Raw genomic sequence first — 19,700 nt, 5'->3', positions numbered from 1 at the left:
AACTACGCCATTCGCCCGCCCCGTTCCGTCACCACCGCGCCCCGTGCCCCGCGCCGCTACCGGTTGGTCCGCAGCAACGTGCGCATCGTCCGCATCGCGACCGACAGGTTCGCCAGGTCGAACGAGTCCGAACTCTGGATCTCCTCCAGCGTGCTGCGCGCCCGCCCCAGGATGGCGGCGTTCTTCTCCTCCCACGTCTTGAACCGCAGCTCCGGCGTGATCGCCTCGCCCTCCGCGTCCGGCTCCGCCGACAGCACGGCCGCGGTGAGCAGCGCGTGCGCCGCGTACAGGTCCTCGCGGATGGCCGCGCGGGCCATGGACTGCCACCGGTCGGCCCGCGGCAGCTCCACGATGCGGTCCATCAGCCTGCTGATGTACAGCCGGTCGCCGAGGTCGTAGTACACCTCCGCGACGTCCAGCGGCTCGTGGCCCGTGCGGTCGGCGACGGCGACGATGTCCAGCGTCGGGAACGCCGCCGAGAACGTGGCGACCCGCTGCGCCAGCTCGGCCGGGACGCCGTTGTCGGTCAGCTCGTTCTGGTTGCGCTCGTACCACTCCAGGTCCGTGCCGCGCAGCAGCTTCGGCAGCGCCGCCCAGACCTGCCCGATGCGCTCGCTGAAGAAGGCGATGGTCTCGCCCAGTTGCAGCGGCTGCGGCCGGTTGTTGAGCAGCCAGCGGGTGGCGCGCTCGACCAGCCGCCGCGAGTGCAGCCGGATGCGGGTCTGGACGCCGGCGGCGATGACGTTGTCGAGGGTTTCCACCTCGTCCCAGAAGTCGCCGAGGTGGAAGATGGCGCGGGCCGCGGTGTGCGCCCGTACGATCTCCTCCGTCGAGGCGCCGGTCTCCTCCTTCAGCCGGTGCACGAACGTCGTACCGCCGGTGTTGACGGTGTCGTTGACCAGCACCGTCGTGACGATCTCGCGGCGCAGCGCGTGCGCGCGGATCTGGTCGGGGAAGCGGTCGCGCAGCGGCTGCGGGAAGTACGCGAACAGCAGCCGCTCCAGGTACGGGTCGTCGGGCAGCCCGGTGGCGACCAGGTCGTCCGCGGTGGTGATCTTCGTGTAGCCCAGCAGCACCGCCAGCTCGGGCTGGGTGAGGCCGAGGCCCGCGGTGAGGCGCTCGCGCATCTGCTTCTCGCTGGGCAGGAACTCCAGCTCGCGGTCGAGCGCGCCGTCCTTGCTGAGCTTGCGCATGTAGCGGTGGTGGGCCTGGAGCAGGCTGGGGGCCTGCGCGACGGCGTTGGCCAGGGCGGTGTTCTGCGCGTAGTTGTTGCGCAGCACCAGCGCGGCGACCTCGTCGGTCATCTCCTCCAGCAGCCGGTTGCGCTGCTTGACGGTCATGTCGCCGTCGCCGACCAACTGGTTGAGCAGGATCTTGATGTTCACTTCGTGGTCGGACGTGTCCACACCGGCGCTGTTGTCGATCGCGTCGGTGTTGATCTTGCCGCCCTGGTTGTCCGGCCCGCCGCTGCGGGCGAACTCGATGCGGCCCAACTGCGTCAGCCCCAGGTTGCCGCCCTCGCCGACGATCCGCGCCCGTACGTCGACGCCGTCCACCCGGATCGCGTCGTTCGCCCGGTCGCCGACGTCGGCCTGCGTCTCCACCGAGGACTTCACGTACGTACCGATGCCGCCGTTCCACAGCAGGTCGACCGGCGCCTGGAGGATGGCCTTCATCAGCTCGGCCGGCGTCATCTTCGCGGCGCCGTCGCCGATGCCGAGCGCCCGGCGCATCCGGGCGTTCACCGGGATCGCCTTGGCCTTGCGGGAGAACACCGCGCCGCCCTCGGAGAGCTTCGCGGTGTCGTAGTCCTCCCAGGAGGAGCGCGGCAGCTCGAAGAGGCGGCGGCGCTCGGCGTAGGAGACGGCCGGGTCCGGGTCGGGGTCGACCATGATGTGCCGGTGGTCGAACGCGGCGATCAGCCGGGTGTGCTCGCTGAGCAGCATCCCGTTGCCGAAGACGTCACCCGACATGTCGCCGATGCCGACGGCGGTGAAGTCCTCCGTCTGGCAGTCCACGCCCAGCTCGCGGAAGTGCCGCTTGACCGATTCCCAGGCGCCGCGGGCGGTGATGCCCATGCCCTTGTGGTCGTATCCGGCGGAGCCGCCGGAGGCGAAGGCGTCGCCCAGCCAGAAGTCGTACGAGACGGCGACCTCGTTGGCGATGTCGGAGAAGGTCGCGGTGCCCTTGTCGGCGGCGACGACCAGGTACGTGTCGTCCTCGTCGTGCCGTACGACGTTCCTGGGGTGCACGACCTCGCCGCCGACCAGGTTGTCGGTGATGTCGAGCAGGCCGTAGATGAACGTCTTGTAGCAGGCGATGCCTTCGGCCAGCCAGGCGTCGCGGTCCGCCGCCGGGTCCGGCAGCCGCTTGCCGACGAAGCCGCCCTTGGCGCCGGCGGGGACGATGACGGTGTTCTTCACCTCCTGCGCCTTGACCAGGCCCAGGATCTCGGTGCGGAAGTCCTCGCGCCGGTCGGACCAGCGCAGCCCGCCGCGCGCGACCTTGCCGAAGCGCAGGTGCACGCCCTCGACGCGGGGCGAGTACACCCAGATCTCGTACTCCGGGCGAGGCTCGGGCAGTCCGGGGATGGCCTGCGGGTCGAGCTTCAGCGACAGGTAGGAGTGCCAGCTTCCGTCGTTGTCGTGCTGGAAGTAGTTCGTCCGCAGGGTGGCCTGGATGGCGGTGAGGAACGAGCGCAGGATGCGGTCCTCGTCGAGGGAGGCCACCTGGTCCAGCGCGCCGGTCAGCTCCTCCAGGAGGCCGTCCGTCAGCTCCCGCCCGGCGTGCTGCCGCTCCGGCGCCATGCGCGCCTCGAAGAGGCTCACGAGCAGCCGGGTGGTGTGCACGTTGGTACGGAGGGTGTCCTCCATGTACGCCGGGCTGAACTTCGAGCCGGCCTGGCGCAGATAGCGGGCGTACGCGCGCAGCACCATGGCCTGCCGCCACGTCAGCCCGGCGACGGGCACGAGGGCGTTGAGCCCGTCGTCCTCCGCCTCGCCGTTCCACACCGCGGCGAACGTCTCCTGGAAGCGCTCGCGCGCGTCCTCGCCGACCTCCAGGCCGCCGCCGTTCTGCGAGGGCGGGAACTGCAGCCCGAAGTCCGACACCCAGGCGTCGGTGAGGTCGCCGCCGCAGCGCAGCAGGTACGGCCGCTCCTCGGTGACCTCGACGCCGAGGTTGTGCAGCACGGGCAGCACGCGGGTCAGGGAGAACGGCGCGCCCGACCCGTAGACCTTCAGCCGGCGCTCGTTGGGCGCGGCGCCCACCGGCTCGTACAGGCTGAGGGCGAACTTCTCCTCGCCGCCGCGGGAGCTGAGCTTCTCGAAGTGCTGCAGGTCGGAGACGGCGGCGCGGGGCGCGAAGTCCTCCTTGTAGCCCTCGGGGAAGGCGCCGGCGTAGCGGTGGGCCAGCTCGGCGGCGCGCTCCTCGCCGAACTCGGCGACCAGCGCCTCGGTGAAGCCGTCGTTCCAGGAGCGGGAGGCCTCGGCGAGGCGGTTCTCGATGCGGTGGACGTCGGTCTCGGTCAGCTCGCGCAGCCCGGTGCCGGGGTCGACGCGGACGACGAAGTGCAGCCGGGACAGGACCGACTCGGTGTTCCAGGCGGTGAAGTCGACGGAGGTGCCGCCCAGCTCCTCCTTGAGGATGTCGACCAGCCGCAGCCGCACGCTGGTGGTGTAGCGGTCGCGCGGCAGGTAGACGAGCGCCGAATAGTAGCGCCCGTACTCCTCCTGGCGGAGGAAGAGCCGCAGCCGGCGGCGCTCCTGCAGGTAGAGCACGCTGATGACGATGGACTGCAGCTCCGCGACGGGGATCTGGAACAGCTCGTCGCGGGGATAGGTCTCCAGGATCTGCAGCAGGTCGCGGCCGTCGTGGCTGTTGGGCGTGAAGCCGGCGCGGCTGAGGACCTCGGCGACCTTGCGGCGGACGACGGGCACGCGGCGTACGGACTCGGTGTACGCGGCGGAGGAGAACAGGCCGAGGAAGCGCCGCTCGCCGACGACGTTGCCGTCGGCGTCGAACTTCTTGACGCCGACGTAGTCGAGGTAGGCCGGGCGGTGCACGGTGGCGCGGCTGTTGGCCTTGGTGAGCACCAGCATGCGGTGCTCGCGGGCCTTGGCGCGGACGTCGGCGGGCAGCCGGTGGAAGGACTCGGAGGCGGGCTGCGGCTTGCCGTCGCCCTTGGCGTGGGCGGCGTGCGACGGGTCGGCGCGCAGGATGCCGAGGCCGGTGCCGGGGACGGCGGTCAGCTCCTCGCCGTCGCTGTTGACCGTCAGGCGGTACTCGCGGTAGCCCAGGAAGGTGAAGTGGTCGGCGGAGAGCCAGCGCAGCAGCTCCCGGGCCTCCTCCACCTCCTGCGTGGGCATGTCGTCGGGCAGCGGCTCGTCGTCGAGATCGTCGGCGATGCGCAGGGCGGAGTCGCGCATCTTCTGCCAGTCCTCGACGGCCTCGCGGGCGTCGGACAGGACCCGCATCAGGTCGGTGGTGATCTGCTTGAGGTCCTGCCGGTCGGACTCGCGGTCGATCTCGACGTGGATCCAGGACTCGATGACGGCGTCGTGCGGCAGGTCTTCGAGGCCGCGGGCGTACGGCGGCGACGCGTTCGGGTCGCGGCCGGCGTCCAGGACCTCCAGCAGCCGCCCGGTGACGTCCCGGCGGACGACGATCTGCGGGTGGATCACCAGATGGATGCCGCGCCCCTGCCGGGACAGCTCATTGGTGACAGAATCCACCAAAAAGGGCATATCATCCGTTACTACCTCAACAACGCTGTGACTGGACGTCCAGCCGTTCTCCTCGACCGTCGGCGTGTGCACGCGCACGTTGGCGGTGCCCTGCGGACGGTTCTGGGCCAGGCGGTAGTGGGCGAGCGCGGCGCCGAAGACGTCGACCGGGTCGCGGCCGAGCAGGTCTTCCGGCGCGGTGTGCAGGTAGTAGCGCTGGAGGTACGCGTCGAGGGTCTCGGGAGGCAATCCCCCCTCACCCGTCCCGTCCGCCCGCGCGGCGCGCGCGAGCAGCTCGTTCTTGGCTTCAGCCAGCTTGATCTGCATGGTCCTCAGGCTCCTGTCGCGCGCCGTTGCGTGACGGTTCTTGTGGGCCGGGAGTTCTCCCCGGCCCCTGCTGACGAGCGGGCACGGCACCGCGGCCCGGATGCCTCCGGACCCTGCGCGGCATCGTGCCGGAACGGGAAACACACCGGTCCGCTTCCGGCCATCATCGGGCGGCGGCACCGGTTTCGCCGATCAGCCGCCCCCCGGTCGGGGTCCCCGGCGCCGACCGACGCCGGGAGGGGCGCGGTGGGGGCCCCGCGGGCCCCACCTCCGTCGCCCCGGTGAGATATCGGGCTGATCACGCCCACCAGGCTATCCCCTGGGGACCGGGCGGCGTCCACGGCCGAATGTGTACAAACGCAGCCCCCGTTCTTTGACGATCCGCACAGCTTCTCCAGCCTGCGGACCGTCCTTCACCTGGACTAAAGCCTTCCGTATGGCCCGGTTGGGAACGGTGTTCCGCCGGGTGGCGAACGTCACCCCCGGGGCGTACGGGCCGGGCGTGCGGCCCGGTGCCGGAAGGGCGCTCCGGTGCCGGAAGGGCCGTCCGGGCGCCGCTACGCCGCCAGTTCGTCCGCCGCCGCGACCGCCTCCGCCAGGCTGTCCACCACCGGGACGCCCGCGGCCTCCAAGCTCGCCCGGCTGTGCGAACCGCCGGTGTAGAGCACGGCGCGCACCCCCGCGTGCCGCGCGGCCGTGGCGTCGTCCACCGCGTCCCCGATGACGACCGTACGGGACGGGTCTATGCCCTGGAGCGCGCCGAGATGACGCACCATGTGCGTCGCCTTGCCGCCGTCGGACGGGCCGGTGCGGCCGTCGATCCGGACGAAGTGGTCCGCGATGCCGTGCGCCTGCACCATCGGCAGCAGTTGCTGGTGCGGGGCGAGGGAGCACAGCGACTGCGTCTGCCCCGCGGCCTGCCGCTGCGCCAGCAGTTCCGCCGCGCCGTCGGCGAGGGCGGCGTCCTCGGCCCGCACCCAGTAGTGCCGGTGAAAGGCCTCGTCCATGACCTCCCACTCCTCGGGCGTCGGCAGCCGGCCCATCAGCCGCTCGTAGAACCGGGGCACCGGGACGCAGTACAGCTCGCGATAGCGCTCCAGCGTGATCGGCGGCAGGCCCAGCTCGGTGAAGGAGGCGTTCGTCGCCTCTATCACCGCCTGGATGTCGTGAAAGAGGGTCCCGTTCCAGTCCCAGACGAGATGTGTACGCACCCCAGAACGGTAACCGGCCGGTCTGACAAGCGGGCCGGAGATCCGCTCAGCCGACGAGGTTCTCGATCTCCTGGACGCCGTACCAGAGCAGTTCGTGGTCCTCCGCGCCGTCGACGGTGAACCGCGCGTCGTCGTCCCCGGCGTCCGCGGCGCCGAGCGCGGCCACGGCCGCCGCGACGTCCGCCGCCGCGTCGTCCGCGTCGACGTGCACCGCCGCCGCCAGCTTCAGCGGCACGGCCGCCGCGACACGCACCTCGCCGATGGCGGCGGGGTCCATCCCCCGATCGGGGTCTGCCGTCGCGGCGCCGTCGGGCAACTCCGCCGCCACCACGACCCGGCGCGGCGGGGCGCCGGGGGCGGGGGCGATCGCCAGCAGCCGCAGCGACGCCTGGGCGGCGCGGGTGAGGGCCGCGTACTCCAGCTCCTCGAGGTTGTCCGAGACGTACCACTCGCGCAGCGCCGGCGTCACGGCGAAGGCCACCAGCGGCGCCGGGCCCAGCTCACCGGCCTCGTACGCCCGCGCAAGGCCGGGCAGGGTCAGGGGTACGTACACGCGCATGGGCGAACTATACGGCCGCGGTCCCCCGTCCGAGTGGGACGGCCGGGCCGGGCGCGACGGCACGGTCGGCGACCCCCGCGCCAGGCACGACAGGCCCGGCGGGCGGGCGCGGGAGGGGGGCCGTCACCTGGACAGGTGAATCCGGCGGCGGGCCGGGAAGGAGGCGGCGGGTGTTGCGGGGCGGCGCGGGGCGCCGGTAGACCATCGGGCATCGCGAACCACACGCATCACGGGGGTGACAGCGTGACGACCACAGACACCCGGCCGGCCGCCGACCGACCGGCGCGGCGTCCGGAAGACCGACCGGAACGCGGGCCGGAGCGGCACGGGCCGGCCGGCGACACGGCGCCCGGCCCGCCGGACGGGACGGAGCCCGGGACTGCCCGGGGCACCGCGGCCGGGCCGCCGCGCGGACCCCGGCACGAGCGGCCGGCCCCCGGCCGGCCCCACGAACCGGCACACGAGGCGGCGTACCCGCCGCCCCGGGACGACCCCGCGCACGAGCCGGCAGACGGCCCGGCGCAGGACCCGCCGCCCCGGCCGGCACCCGACGCGGCCGAGAGCGACTCCGCACACCGTCCGGCCGACAACGGGCCCGCGCGGCCCGCGGCCCGCCCGCGCCGGCGGCCCCGCGGCAGCACCGCCCCGCCGAACCGGCGCGACACCCGCCGCCCCGCCCGCCTGCCCGCACGGCACCCGTCCGGGGAGCTGCGCCCGCACGAGTGGTTCGCCGAGCGGCTGGTGCTCGCGCTCAGCGGGCAGCGGCCGATGCACTGGCTCCTCGGCCACACCGCCGGCCCCGCGTACGACCAACTGGTCGCGTTCGCCGACGAGCTGCCGCTCCGCGGCGGCCCCCGTCCCGAGCTGCGGGCGTGCGGCTACTGCCGCCCGGCGCCCGACGTCATCGAGGCGTTCGCCCGCGTCGCCCTGGGCGACCGTCTGCGGGCGCTGGCCTTCCGCCTGGAGCTGGGCCCGGACCACCGCTGGCGCTGCGCCGCGGTCGAAGTCGGCCCGGCCCGTCCGCACGGCCGGGCCTGAGGGCGCGGGCGTCGCGTACGACGGACGGCGGGGCCGGTCCCACCGGACCGGCCCCGCCGTACCTCAACGTCCTACGGCATCACTTCTTGCGCCGCTTGCCCTTCGAGCCGCCCTTCTGGGCCCGGCGGCGCTCCGCCCGGGTGCGGCCGTCGCCCGCGCCGGCGGTCGCGCCCGCCGGGGCGCCGTCCGTGGCCAGCTCGCCTTCCGCGACGCCGCCCTCCGCGGTGGGCGCGGAGAAGTGCAGCCGGTCGGGGCGCTGCGGCTGGTCCAGGCCCTTGGCGAGGATCGCCGGGGCCGGCGCCGCGTCCTTCGGCGCCGCGTCGGCGGGCGCCGCGTCCTGCACCGGGACCTCCTCGACCTGCTGCTCGACCTGGACCTCCAGGTTGAACAGGTAGCCGACGGACTCCTCCTTGATGCCGTCCATCATGGCGTTGAACATGTCGAAGCCCTCGCGCTGGAACTCCACCAGCGGGTCCTTCTGCGCCATCGCGCGCAGTTGGATGCCCTCCTGGAGGTAGTCCATCTCGTAGAGGTGCTCACGCCACTTGCGGTCCAGCACCGACAGCACGACCCGGCGCTCCAGCTCCCGCATGATCTCCGAGCCGAGCTGCTCCTCGCGCTTCTCGTACTGCGCGCGGACGTCCTCCTTGACCATGTCCTCGATGAACTCGGGCGTGATGCCCGCGCGGTCGCCCGCGGCCTCCTCCAGCTCCTCGACGGTCACGGAGACGGGGTAGAGCTGCTTGAAGGCCCGCCACAGCCGGTCCAGGTCCCACTCCTCGGCGAAACCCTCGACGGTCTCGGCCTGGATGTAGGCGTCGATGGTGTCGTCCATGAAGTGGCGCACCTGCTCGTGCAGGTCCTCGCCCTCCAGTACCCGCTTGCGCTCGCTGTAGATGACCTCGCGCTGGCGGTTCATCACCTCGTCGTACTTCAGGACGTTCTTGCGCGTCTCGAAGTTCTGCTGCTCGACCTGCGACTGGGCGGAGGCGATGGCGCGGGTGACCATCTTGTTCTCGATGGGCACGTCGTCGGGCACGTTGGCCATCGACATGACGCGCTCCACCAACTGCGCCTTGAACAGCCGCATCAGGTCGTCGCCGAGGGAGAGGTAGAAGCGGGACTCGCCGGGGTCGCCCTGGCGGCCGGAGCGACCGCGCAACTGGTTGTCGATGCGCCGCGACTCGTGCCGCTCGGTGCCCAGCACGTACAGCCCGCCGAGCTCCTTGACCTCCTCGTACTCGGCCTTGACCGCGGCCTCCGCCTTCTGCAGCGCGCCCGGCAGCGCCGCCGCCCACTGCTCGGCGTGCTCGACCGGGTCCAGGCCCTGCTGGCGCAGGTCGGCCTCGGCGAGGTCCTCGGGGTTGCCGCCGAGCTTGATGTCGGTGCCGCGGCCGGCCATGTTCGTGGCGACGGTGATCGCGCCGCGGCGGCCGGCCTGCGCGACGATCACGGCCTCGCGGTCGTGCTGCTTGGCGTTGAGCACCTCGTGCGGCACGCCGCGCTTGCTGAGCTGCTGCGAGAGGTACTCGGACTTCTCCACCGACGTCGTGCCGACCAGCACCGGCTGGCCCTTCTCGTACTTCTCCGAGATGTCGTCGACGACGGCGGAGAACTTCGCCTCCTCCGTGCGGTAGATCAGGTCGGACTGGTCCATGCGCGCCAGCGGCCGGTTCGTGGGGATGGGCACCACGCCGAGCTTGTAGATCTGCTGGAACTCGGCGGCCTCGGTCATGGCCGTACCGGTCATGCCGGCGAGGCCCGGCTCCTCCTCGCCGTCGTGGTCCGCACGCTTGTAGAGCCGGAAGAAGTTCTGCAGGGTGATCGTGGCGAGCGTCTGGTTCTCGTCCTTGATGTCGACGCCCTCTTTGGCCTCGATCGCCTGGTGCATGCCCTCGTTGTAGCGGCGGCCGGCGAGGATACGGCCCGTGTGCTCGTCGACGATCATGACTTCGCCGTTCATGACGACGTAGTCCTTGTCCTTCTTGAACAGCTCCTTGGCCTTGATCGCGTTGTTCAGATAACCGACCAGGGGGGTGTTCACCGACTCGTAGAGGTTGTCGATGCCCAGGTAGTTCTCCACCTTGGCGACGCCGGCCTCGTGGATGGCGACGGTCCGCTTCTTCTCGTCCACGTCGTAGTCGCCGGTCTCCTGCTTGCCCAGGCGCGGGTCGCCCGGCTCGCCCTTGGTCAGCCGGGTGACGAGCTTGGCGAAGTCGGCGTACCACTTGGTGGCCTGGTCGGCGGGGCCGGAGATGATCAGCGGCGTACGGGCCTCGTCGATGAGGATGGAGTCGACCTCGTCGACGATCGCGTAGTTGTGGCCGCGCTGCACCAGCTCGTCCTTCGACCACGCCATGTTGTCGCGCAGGTAGTCGAAGCCGAACTCGTTGTTCGTCCCGTAGGTGATGTCGCACTTGTACTGCTCGCGGCGCTGGGCCGGCGGCATGTTGGCGAGGATGCAGCCGACCGACAGGCCGAGGAAGCGGTGGACGCGGCCCATCCACTCGGAGTCGCGCTGGGCGAGGTAGTCGTTGACCGTGACGATGTGCACGCCCTTGCCGGCGATCGCGTTGAGGTACGCGGGCAGGGTGCCGACCAGGGTCTTGCCCTCGCCGGTCTTCATCTCCGCCACGTAGCCCTCGTGCAGCGCCGCGCCGCCCATGATCTGGACGTCGTAGTGCCGCTCGCCGAGGATCCGGCGGGCCGCCTCGCGTACGGTGGCGAACGCCTCGGGCAGGATGTCGTCGAGGGACTCGCCGTCCGCGTACCGCTGCTTGTATTCCTCGGTCAGTGCGCGCAGCTCGGCATCGGAGAGTTCCTTGAAGTCCTCTTCGATGGAGTTGACCTGGTCCGCAATGCGGTTGAGCTTGCGCAGGATCTTTCCTTCGCCTGCGCGCATGATCTTTCCGAAGACGGACACTTTGGGCTGGCTCCTTGCCGGTCGGGCCTGGCACGGTCGGGTGCGCTGGTGCGGCCCCTGTCCTCTGGGGCTCCTCTCGGGCCTCACGGAGCCCACGGCCGCACCGGCCATCGTATGCGAGGACGCGGGTGCCCCGGGAGGTCCGGCCCAGGGACGTTAGGTGCCGTCACCGTACGTGTCAACGCCCGAACCCCGCGAAAAGTGCCGCAAAGGCCCCGCGGAGCCCGTGGCGGGCGTGCGGCGGGCGGGGCCGGCGGGGCGGAAAAAGCCGTGGCGGGGCGGGGGTCGCGGGCGGAGAATCCGTGGATGGACCCCGTCACCCTGGACACCGAACGGCTGCTGCTGCGGCCCATGGAAGCCGGCGACGTCGACGCCGTCCTGGCCGCCTGCCAGGACCCCGGCATCCAGCGCTGGACGCGCGTCCCGTCGCCGTACGGGCGCGGGCACGCCGAGGACTTCGTCCTCAAGGTCAGCCCGGCCGGCTGGCGCGAGGACACCCTGTACAACTTCGGCGTCTTCACCCGCGACGGCGGGGCGCTGGTGGGCTCGATGGGCCTCGTCGGCTTCACCCCCGCGCGGCACGCGGAGCGCGTCGCGGAGCTGGGGTACTGGACGGTGCCGGAGCAGCGGCGGCGCGGGTACACGGCGGAGGCGGTGGCGGCCGTGGTTCGGTGGGCGTTCACGGAGGTGGGCATCGACCGGGTGGAGTGGTTCGCCGAGGTGGGCAACGAGCCCTCGCGGGCGGTGGCGCTGCGGGCGGGCTTCACGATGGAGGGCACGCTGCGCTCGTGGTTCGTCAACCACGGGACGCGGCGCGACGCCTGGGTGGGCTCGCTGCTGCCCTCGGACGTGGGGCTGGAGTCGCGGCTGCCGTATCTGCCGGCGCCGTCCGCGCCGTCCGCTCCGACCCCGCCGGCCGCTCCGTCGCGCTGAGTGTCCGGCTCCGCACGGGATGTCCACCGTGCGCGCCGCCCGCCGGACCTGCAGGCAAGCGTGGGGCCGGGGGTTGTCAGAGCCAGGCTCTACGCTCGCCGGCATGGCCACGAACGTGTCTCTCTCCGCCGACGACGCCCGCCGTATCGCCCTGCGCGCCCAGGGGCTGCTGGGCGCGCCCGACCGCCGTGCCGGTGCCCGCGGTGTGCTGCGGCGGCTGGGCGCGGTGCAGTTGGACACGATCTCGGTGCTCGCCCGGTCGCACGAGCTGGTGCCGTACGCGCGCCTGGGCGCGATCGGCCGCGAGGCGGTGGAGTCGGCGTACTGGTCCGGGACGGCCGCTTTCGAGTACTGGTCGCATGCCGCGTGCATCCTGCCCATCGAGGAGTGGCCGCTGTTCGCCTTCCGCCGCCGGGAGCGCCGCGCGCGCGGCTACCGCTGGCATCACCTGCAGGACCCGGCGGGCTCCCGCGCCGCCGTCGTGGACCGGCTGCGCGCCGACGGCCCGCTGACCTCCACGGACCTGGGCGGGGCGAAGAACGGCGGCCCGTGGTGGGACTGGTCGGAGACGAAGATCGCGGTGGAGACGCTGCTGGACGCCGGCGAGGTGGTCGTCACGGCCCGCCGGGGCTGGAAGCGGGTGTACGACCTGGCCGAGCGCGCCGTCCCGGACGCGGTGTTCCACGACGACCTGCCGGACGAGGAGTGCCTGCGCCGGCTCGTCGCCCAGGCGGGCCGGGCCCTTGGCGTGGCCACGCGCGCGGACCTGGCTGATTATCACCGTCTCAAAGGTGAGCAGGTCGGCGCCGTCGTGGGGGACACGGGCCTGGTCCCGGTGGAGGTCGAGGGCTGGGGCAAGCCGGCGTGGGCCGACCCGGAAGCGCTGGCAGACGCCCCGCGGGGGCGGCACAGGACGACGCTGCTCTCCCCGTTCGACTCCCTGATCTGGGACCGCCCGCGGACGGAGCGGATCTTCGGACTGACGCACCGGCTGGAGGCGTACGTGCCGAAGCCCCGCCGGATACACGGGTATTTCGCCATGCCGGTGCTCGCCGGCGGCAGGCTCGTGGGCCGGGTCGACCCGGGTCGCGAGGGGAGCACGCTCGTCGCCCGCCAGGTGACGCTGGGTGCCGACCGGCCGAACGGTGTGACGCCGGCGAAGGCCGTGGCGCCCACGGCGGCGGCGCTGGCGGAGGCGGCGAGCTGGGTCGGGGCGCAGTCGGTGCGGGTGGAGCGGGTCAGCCCGCCGGAGCTGCACACGCCGCTCGCGCGGGCGGCGGAGAAGGCCGTGGCCGCGGGCTGACCGACGGGCCGCGGGCCCCCCGGCACGGCGCGTGCGGCGGGGATCGGCGCGCCGCCGGGGCGCCCGGGAGACGTCAGCGGATTTCGAGGATCTTCTCGCGCATCGCGTAGACGACGGCCTCCATCCGGGAGTGCAACTGCAGCTTCTCCAGGATGTTGCGGACGTGGTTCTTCACCGTGTTCTCGCTGATGAACAGCTCTTTGGCGATGTCGCGGTTGTTCATCCCGGTGGCCACGAGCTTGAGCACTTCCAGCTCCCGGTCGGTCAGCCGGGGCGCCGGCACGAGACGCCGCTCGTCGGTGCGCTGGATCATCGACTTGAACTCGGTCAGCAGCTTCGACGCCATCGACGGGCTGATCTGCGACTGCCCGTCCGCCACGGCCCGGATCGCGGCGGAGACCTCGTCGGTGGAGATCTCCTTCAGCAGATAGCCGGTCGCGCCCGCCTTGATGGCGTCGTAGAGATCGGCTTCCTCGTCGCTGATCGTCAGCATGATGATCTTCGCGCTCGGCGCGACTTCCTTGATGGCCGTGCACGCCTCGATGCCGCTGCGCCGGGGCATCCGGATGTCCATCAGCACGATGTCGGGAAGGAGGTCGGCGGCCTTGTCCACGGCCTCGGCGCCGTCGCCCGCCTCGCCGACGACCTGGATGTCCTCCTCCTGCGCGAGGACGATCTCCAAGCCGCGGCGGAAGAGCTCATGGTCGTCCACGACGAGGACGCGGATCGGCTCCTCCCGGGGACCGACCGCCGCCTTCGGCTCACCTGCTCCGCTCAGCTCGAACTCCGCCACGCTTGCCCCCAGGCACCGACATTGCCGTGCGCGCACATGATTCCACGATCGGGCGGCGGGGTGACGCCCCCGCCGCCCGCCTACCGTCGCCTTTCAGCCGCCCAGGGCGCCCCCCGCACCATCGGGCAGCGACGCCTCGATCAGATACGGGTCGAGGTGGATCACGCCATAGTCATATGCGTGCCGGCGGTAGACAACGCTGGGCAGTTTCTTGTCGGAGTCGACGAAGAGATAGAAGTCGTGCCCGACGAGCTCCATCTCGTACAGCGCCTGGTCCAGCGTCATCGGCGGTGCGGCGTGGGTCTTCTCCCGCACCACCAGGGGGCCGTCGCCGTCCACCTCCAGGGGCCCGCGGCGAAGGGGCCGAGAGCCGTTCTGCCGCGGCTCGCTCTCCCCCGTCGTCTCCATCGACGGGGTGGTCAGCTCACCGTCGTCGGTGAGCTGCGCCGCGTGCGCGACGACGTCGCCCACCTCCGCGGCGGTACGGCGGTCCTTGCCGGGCCGCCGGGTCTTGCGCTTGTCGTGCTGCTTGCGCAGCCTCGCCTCCAGCTTGGCCGTCGCCAGGTCCAGGGCTGCGTACGGGTCAGCCGCGGCCGCCTCGGCGCGCACCACGGGCCCCCGGGAGTGAACTGTGATCTCCACCCGGTCGCAGCGGTCGGCCAGCCGCGGGTTGTGCTCCTTGGACACCTCGACATCAAGGCTGATCACCTTGCCGTCGAACTTCTGGATCTTGTCCAGCTTCAGCTTCTCGGCCACATGCCGACGAAACCGCTCGGGAACCTCGGTCTTGCGGCCCTTGACGACGATGTCCACGCAGAACTCCGTTCTGGAGCGGCTCCGCGTACCGCTGAGCTGACGGGCGAAGCCGGTCCCTTGGTGCGCTGGGGCCCCGGTGGTTGCCGGAGCCTCGGGGTTCTCTGCCGCCGGGTCCTCCTCGCGGGAGGACCGGCTTTCACCTCCTCCTCCCCCACCGACAAGATCGACACCCCATCGGATCCAGCGGATTCGGCCCATCCACTGTCTTCGCAGCCTCCTCACAATCGAACATAGCTCGCCTGAGATGCTGCGGCACCCCCTGCGGCGCCTACGGTCTGATCAGGTGCTTATACCTCCTTTCTACCTGCGGAAACGTAAGAATGCAGTCAAGGAAGCGGACACGCGCGACCTGCTTCGAACGCGTCCCGCGGCGCGGCCACGACGGCCGCCGCGAGCCCGCCGGGGCACCCCGCCGCGCGCACGGCCCGCGCCGCCTCGGCGAGGGACGCCCCCGTCGTCAGCACGTCGTCCACGAGCACCACCCGGCACCCGGGCGCACGCAACCGCAGCGCGCCGCCCCGCACCACCTCCAGCGCCCCGGAGACGTTCCGCCGCCGCGCCGCGGCGCTCAGCCCCGCCTGGTCCGCCACCGCCCGCCGCTGCCGCAGCACCGGCAGCAGCTCCACCCGTATCCCGCCCCGCCGCAGCCGCTCCGCGGCCACGAGCGCGAGACGCCGCACCGGATCGTGCCCCCGCCGCAGCACCGCCGTCCGCGCCGACGGCACCGGCACGAGCACCACGCGCTCACCCACGGCCGCCGCGGCCCGCACCCCCGCCGCCACGGCCGAGCCCAGCGGGCGGGCCAGACTCAGCGCGCCGCGTTCCTTGTGCGCCAGCAGCGCCGCCCGGGCCGCGCCCGCATACGCCACCGCCGCGTACACCGCGGGGAGACCCGCGGGCCGCGGCCGGGGCACCACGCGCCGCACCGCCCCCGCCGCCAGCTCCGCCGCACACCCCGCGCACAGCGCCCCCGCGCCCCGCCCGGCCCCGCATCCCGCGCAGCCGGCCGGCAGCACCAACCCCGCCAGTTCCCGCCCTGTCCCCCGCATGCGTCCACCGTGCCCGCCGCCACCGACACCCGCGACCCCCCTGTGGACAACCCCGCGGATGTGGAAAACCCGGCGCCAGAACCCCGCGGCCGCTACCCCGGATACACCGGCGCCGTGCCCCCTTCCCCGCCCGACACCGCCTTCCAGTACGCGTTCTGCGGCAGCCGCACGATCCCGTCCTCCGAAGCCGCCACCAGCGGCTTCGTACCGTCCTCCGACGCCGCCACCGCCGTCACCCCGGTCAGCCCCTGCCCCAGCTCCGCCGCCGGCGGCACCGACCCGTCCGTCGACACCAGCCGCATCTGCTGCACGCCCTGGGACTCCCGGCCCACGACCAGCAGCCGGCTCTCGCCCGCCCACGCCACGGCCCGCACCTCCTCCAGCGCCCCCGTGTCGCGCAACTGCGCCACCACCGGTACGCCGTCCTTCACCGAGACCGTCCCCAGCACCAGCCGGCTCTCCGACCCCTCGCTGACGACCAGCGCGATCCGCGCCCCCTCCGCCGACACCCGCAGCGCCTCGATCCGCCCGTCAAGACCCGTGACGTCCACGCGCACCGGCTCCGCGGCGCCGCCCGCCATCCAGTACAGCCGCGACTCCCCGCCGACCCGGTCCGCCGCCCACAGGTCGCCGAGCCCGTCCCAGCTCGGCGCCGTGAGCCCGTCGCCCCGCTCGGCCTGCGCCTCGGTGGCACCGCTGGTCAGCAGCGGCTCCCCCAGCTTCGAGGACTCGTCCAGCGACGACACGTACAGCGCGCGTCCCGTGGCCGTGACGGCGGCCGCCTTCTTCTCCGAACGGGCCACCGCCGCCGACCCGAACGCCGGCTTGCCGTCCCCGAGCGGGCTGATCACCGTCGCCGGCCCGGCCTCGCCCCCCTCCGGCCCCGACGAGGTCCGCACCAGCCGGTGCTTGGCGTCGATGAAGTACAGCGAGGAGGGATGGCCGGCCAGCCGGTCCGGCGCGTACCGCTCGCCCGCCGTGGCGCTGAGGTCGCACATCCTGGTGTCCCTGGCCGTCAGCAACTCCACGTTGTCGACCCGCACGCCCTCCTGGCTCTGCGCGGTGTGCAGGACCTGCGCCGCCATCCGCTCGCACGTGTGCAGCCCCGGTCTCGTCTCCATCGCGAGCCGCACCCGCAGCGTGCCCTCCTCGTCGACCGTCAGCCGCTGGTTCTGCGCCAGCGCGGTGCGCTGCGGGAACGTCGTCTCCGTCACCGACCCGATCAGCCCGCCCGGCCCGTCGAGCAGCGTGCGCACCGCGTCCGTCACGGGGTCGATCCGCCGCCGTACGTACACGGGGTCGGCCACCAGCGTGTCCTTGCTGCGCGCCGTGAAGTGGTACGTGCTCGCCGGCTGGAAGGTCCGCTCGAAGTCCGCCCGGCTGATCACCAGCCCCCGCGGCGGGTCCACGATCCGCCACTGGCCGGACTTCTTCTCCTTCGACAGCGCGACGTTCAGGCTGTACGGGCGCTCGTCCGGCGTGTACGTGCCCGCCTCGTTGAGCCAGGCGACCTTGTCGCCGCGCAGTTGGACGACGGCCGTGGTCATCTTGCTGCCGTTCACCGGCTTCGGCCCCGCCGTCGGGCGCTCCACCACCGTGGGCGCCTCGGCGAGCACCGTCGTCTCGCCGGGAGTCCACGTGCGCGCCTTCTTGGTCAGATACGCCTTGGCGACGGTGGCGTAGTCGTCGCTGCGCAGAGCCTCCAGGAAGTCCGACACGATGCGCTGCGGCCTGGCCCCCGGCTCCGGCCGCTCCGCGAACGTACGCGCGCGCGGCTCCTCACGCTGCTCCGACAGCGGCACCTGGTGCACGCCCCCGCTGTCGGGCATGGACGCGCAGCCGGTGAGGAGCAGGAAGCCGCCGAGCAGCGCGGCGGTGGCGTACCGACGCGCACGGGCCGGAGGCCGGCGCCGGTACGGACCCGGGGTACGGGCCGCCGCCCGGCGCACCCGCCCGCGTACCGCCGCCGTCTTTCCCGTACGCCTAGACGCGACCACCGCGCTCCCCCTCGCCGCCGACCTCACTAGGGACCTCACCGCTGCCCTCGCCCCCCTCCGGGACGCCCTCAGAAGCGCCCTCAGACCCGCTGACGGGCTCATCCTCGCCCTCGGCACCCGGCGCCTCGTCCGCCGCCCCCGCATAGCCGCTGACCCGCCGCCCGCTGCCCGGCAGCGCCGTCGGGTCCGCCTCCGGCCGCTCCGCGGGCCGTGGCGCCGCCGCCCGCGCGGCGGCGGCCGTTCCCCGCCCGCCCTGCGCCGGTACGGTCCCCAGCAGCTCACCGCCGGCCGAACCACCGGCCGGCGCCACGCTCACCGCACCCGGCTCCCGCACCGTCCGCGCCGCCCGCCGCGCCCGCGAGTCGTCCGGCTCCAGCGACACCGGCGAGCCGTGCAGCGGCTCCCCGCCCGTCCGCGGCAGCGTCAGCCGGAACTGCGAGCCGCCGCCCGGCTCACCCCACGCCTGCAGCCAGCCGCCGTGCAGCCGGGCGTCCTCCAGCGAGATCGACAGCCCCAGCCCGGTCCCTCCCGTGGTACGGGCACGGGCCGGATCGGCGCGCCAGAAGCGGTTGAACACCCGCGTCGCCTCGCCGGGCTTCAGCCCCACGCCGTAGTCGCGCACGGCCACCGCCACCGCGCTCTCCGACGCCCCGAGACGTACGACGACATCGCGGCCCTCGCCGTGCTCCACGGCGTTGACGACCAGGTTGCGCAGCACCCGCTCCACCCGCCGCGCGTCGACCTCCGCGATCACCGGCCGCTCGTCGCCCGTGACGAGCAGCCGCCCGCCCTTGGCGTCCGCCAGCATCTGCGCACCGCCCACGACGCGCCGCACGATCTCCCGCAGGTCGACGGCCTCGGCGTCCAGCGCCGCGGCGCCCGCGTCGAAGCGGCTGATCTCCAGGAGGTCGGAGAGCAGCGACTCGAACCGGTCCACCTGGTCGAGCAGCAGCTCGGCGGAGCGCGCGGTCACCGGATCGAAGTCCTCGCGCGCCTCGTGGATCACGTCCGCGGCCATCCGCACCGTCGTCAGCGGGGTGCGCAGCTCGTGCGAGACGTCGGAGACGAAGCGGCGCTGCATCCGCGACAGATCCTCGAGCTGCTGGATCTTCACCTGGAGGTTCTGCGCCATCTTGTTGAACGACTGGCCGAGCCGCGCGATGTCGTCCTCGCCGCTGACCTTCATCCGCTCCTGCAACCGCCCGGCCGCCAGCCGCTCGGCGATGCTGGCGGCCATCCGCACGGGCGTGACGATCTGGCGGACGACAAGCCAGGCGATGGCGCCGAGCAGCACCACCACGAACACCCCCGCGGTCGCCAGGGTGCCCTTCACCAGGCTCAGCGTCTTCTCCTCCTGCGTGAAGGGAAACACGAAGTAGAGCTGGTAAGGGTTGTTGTTCGGGTCGTTCAGCCGCTTGCCGATGATCAGCGAGGGCTCGCTCTCGTCCGAGCCGCGCTTCCAGACGCGCGCGTACTGCTCGTAGATCCCCGAGCCGCCGCCGCGGTCGACCTTCTCGCGCAGATCGGCCGGGATGCTGTCCACCGACGTGTCGTCCGAGACGAGCGAGCCGCGCGGATTGTCGGTCGCGCCGGTGGCCTCGTTGCTCACGCTGGAGCTCATCACCAGGACGGACACGACCCCCTGCCCGCTGCCCATGAGCTGCTCCACCAGGGCCGCCCGCCACTCCGCGGAGTTCACGGACGCCGTGGCCTCGCCGCCGCTGCCGGGCTCCTCCGAAGCACCCCGGATCTCCGCCTGCGCGAAGCCGCTCTGCGCCTGCCCGTGCGCGGCACCGAGCTTCGCCTCCAGCAGGCCGTTACGGACCTGCCCGATGACGACGATGCCGAGCAGCACGACGACGCCCAGGGACATCAGCAGCGTGGTGGCGACCACCCGCAACTGGATGTTCCGCCGGTACAGCTTCGTCGCCGCGCGCAACGGACGGCGTACCCAGCGCACGCACAGCCGGACGAACGGCTGCACCGGCCCGCCGGGCACGCCCTCCCGCGGCAGCACGCGGAACACG

Annotated in this window: 12 protein-coding genes; 3 read left to right on the top strand and 9 right to left on the bottom strand. The window is 72.7% G+C overall.

Translation table 11 applies throughout. The features are described 5' to 3' along the window. Positions 1-56: 56 nt before the first annotated feature. The 3 genes from O7599_RS25815 to O7599_RS25805 all read right to left on the bottom strand — a co-directional run bounded on the left by O7599_RS25815 (position 57) and on the right by O7599_RS25805 (position 6,821). On the bottom strand, positions 57-5,051 hold the full coding sequence (locus O7599_RS25815; protein ID WP_281618002.1) for an NAD-glutamate dehydrogenase: 4,995 nt from the start codon (positions 5,049-5,051) through the stop codon (positions 57-59). 557 nt (positions 5,052-5,608) lie between these two features. Next, positions 5,609-6,262 (bottom strand): HAD family hydrolase, encoded by a 654-nt coding sequence (locus O7599_RS25810; RefSeq protein ID WP_281618001.1) that lies wholly within the window; start codon positions 6,260-6,262, stop codon positions 5,609-5,611. Positions 6,263-6,308: 46 nt separating this feature from the next. After that, the gene (locus O7599_RS25805) at positions 6,309-6,821 is read right to left on the bottom strand and encodes a hypothetical protein (RefSeq protein WP_281618000.1); all 513 of its coding nucleotides are present in this window, start codon (positions 6,819-6,821) and stop codon (positions 6,309-6,311) included. Positions 6,822-7,064: 243 nt separating this feature from the next. Here O7599_RS25805 and O7599_RS25800 point away from each other — a divergent pair, with 243 nt between their 5' ends. Next, positions 7,065-7,859 (top strand): Rv3235 family protein, encoded by a 795-nt coding sequence (locus O7599_RS25800; RefSeq protein ID WP_281617999.1) that lies wholly within the window; start codon positions 7,065-7,067, stop codon positions 7,857-7,859. Positions 7,860-7,938: 79 nt separating this feature from the next. Here O7599_RS25800 and secA read toward each other — a convergent pair whose 3' ends face one another. Further along, positions 7,939-10,782: a preprotein translocase subunit SecA gene (gene secA, locus O7599_RS25795; RefSeq protein ID WP_281617998.1), complete on the bottom strand. Its 2,844-nt coding sequence runs from the start codon at positions 10,780-10,782 to the stop codon at positions 7,939-7,941. Positions 10,783-11,088: 306 nt separating this feature from the next. Here secA and O7599_RS25790 point away from each other — a divergent pair, with 306 nt between their 5' ends. Continuing rightward, a complete protein-coding gene (locus O7599_RS25790; RefSeq protein WP_281617997.1) occupies positions 11,089-11,715 on the top strand; it encodes a GNAT family N-acetyltransferase in 627 nt (208 codons plus the stop codon). 103 nt (positions 11,716-11,818) lie between these two features. Beyond that, the gene (locus O7599_RS25785) at positions 11,819-13,018 is read left to right on the top strand and encodes a crosslink repair DNA glycosylase YcaQ family protein (protein WP_281617996.1); all 1,200 of its coding nucleotides are present in this window, start codon (positions 11,819-11,821) and stop codon (positions 13,016-13,018) included. Between the two features lie 73 nt (positions 13,019-13,091). On the opposite strand, the gene O7599_RS25780 is transcribed toward O7599_RS25785, so the two are convergent. From O7599_RS25780 to mtrB, 5 genes are all read right to left on the bottom strand, one after another. Further along, positions 13,092-13,811, bottom strand: coding sequence for a response regulator transcription factor (locus tag O7599_RS25780; protein WP_281617995.1), 720 nt, complete (start codon positions 13,809-13,811; stop codon positions 13,092-13,094). A gap of 93 nt (positions 13,812-13,904) precedes the next feature. Beyond that, on the bottom strand, positions 13,905-14,624 hold the full coding sequence (gene raiA / locus O7599_RS25775; protein ID WP_348652564.1) for a ribosome-associated translation inhibitor RaiA: 720 nt from the start codon (positions 14,622-14,624) through the stop codon (positions 13,905-13,907). 329 nt (positions 14,625-14,953) lie between these two features. Next, entirely contained in the window at positions 14,954-15,676 is a 723-nt protein-coding gene (locus tag O7599_RS25770) for a phosphoribosyltransferase family protein (RefSeq protein ID WP_281617993.1), read from the bottom strand. Positions 15,677-15,768: 92 nt separating this feature from the next. Further along, positions 15,769-17,673 carry an LpqB family beta-propeller domain-containing protein gene (locus tag O7599_RS25765; RefSeq protein WP_281617992.1) on the bottom strand — a complete coding sequence of 635 codons (1,905 nt, stop codon included), beginning with the start codon at positions 17,671-17,673 and terminating at the stop codon, positions 15,769-15,771. Further along, a complete protein-coding gene (gene mtrB / locus O7599_RS25760; RefSeq protein WP_281617991.1) occupies positions 17,660-19,699 on the bottom strand; it encodes an MtrAB system histidine kinase MtrB in 2,040 nt (679 codons plus the stop codon). The genes O7599_RS25765 and mtrB overlap by 14 nt, the downstream gene beginning before the upstream one ends. Between the last annotated feature and the right edge of the window lies 1 nt (position 19,700).

It is taken from the genome of Streptomyces sp. WMMC500 (assembly GCF_027497195.1).
GTDB lineage: Bacteria > Actinomycetota > Actinomycetes > Streptomycetales > Streptomycetaceae > Streptomyces.
This window is presented reverse-complemented; position numbering and strand designations above follow the sequence as displayed.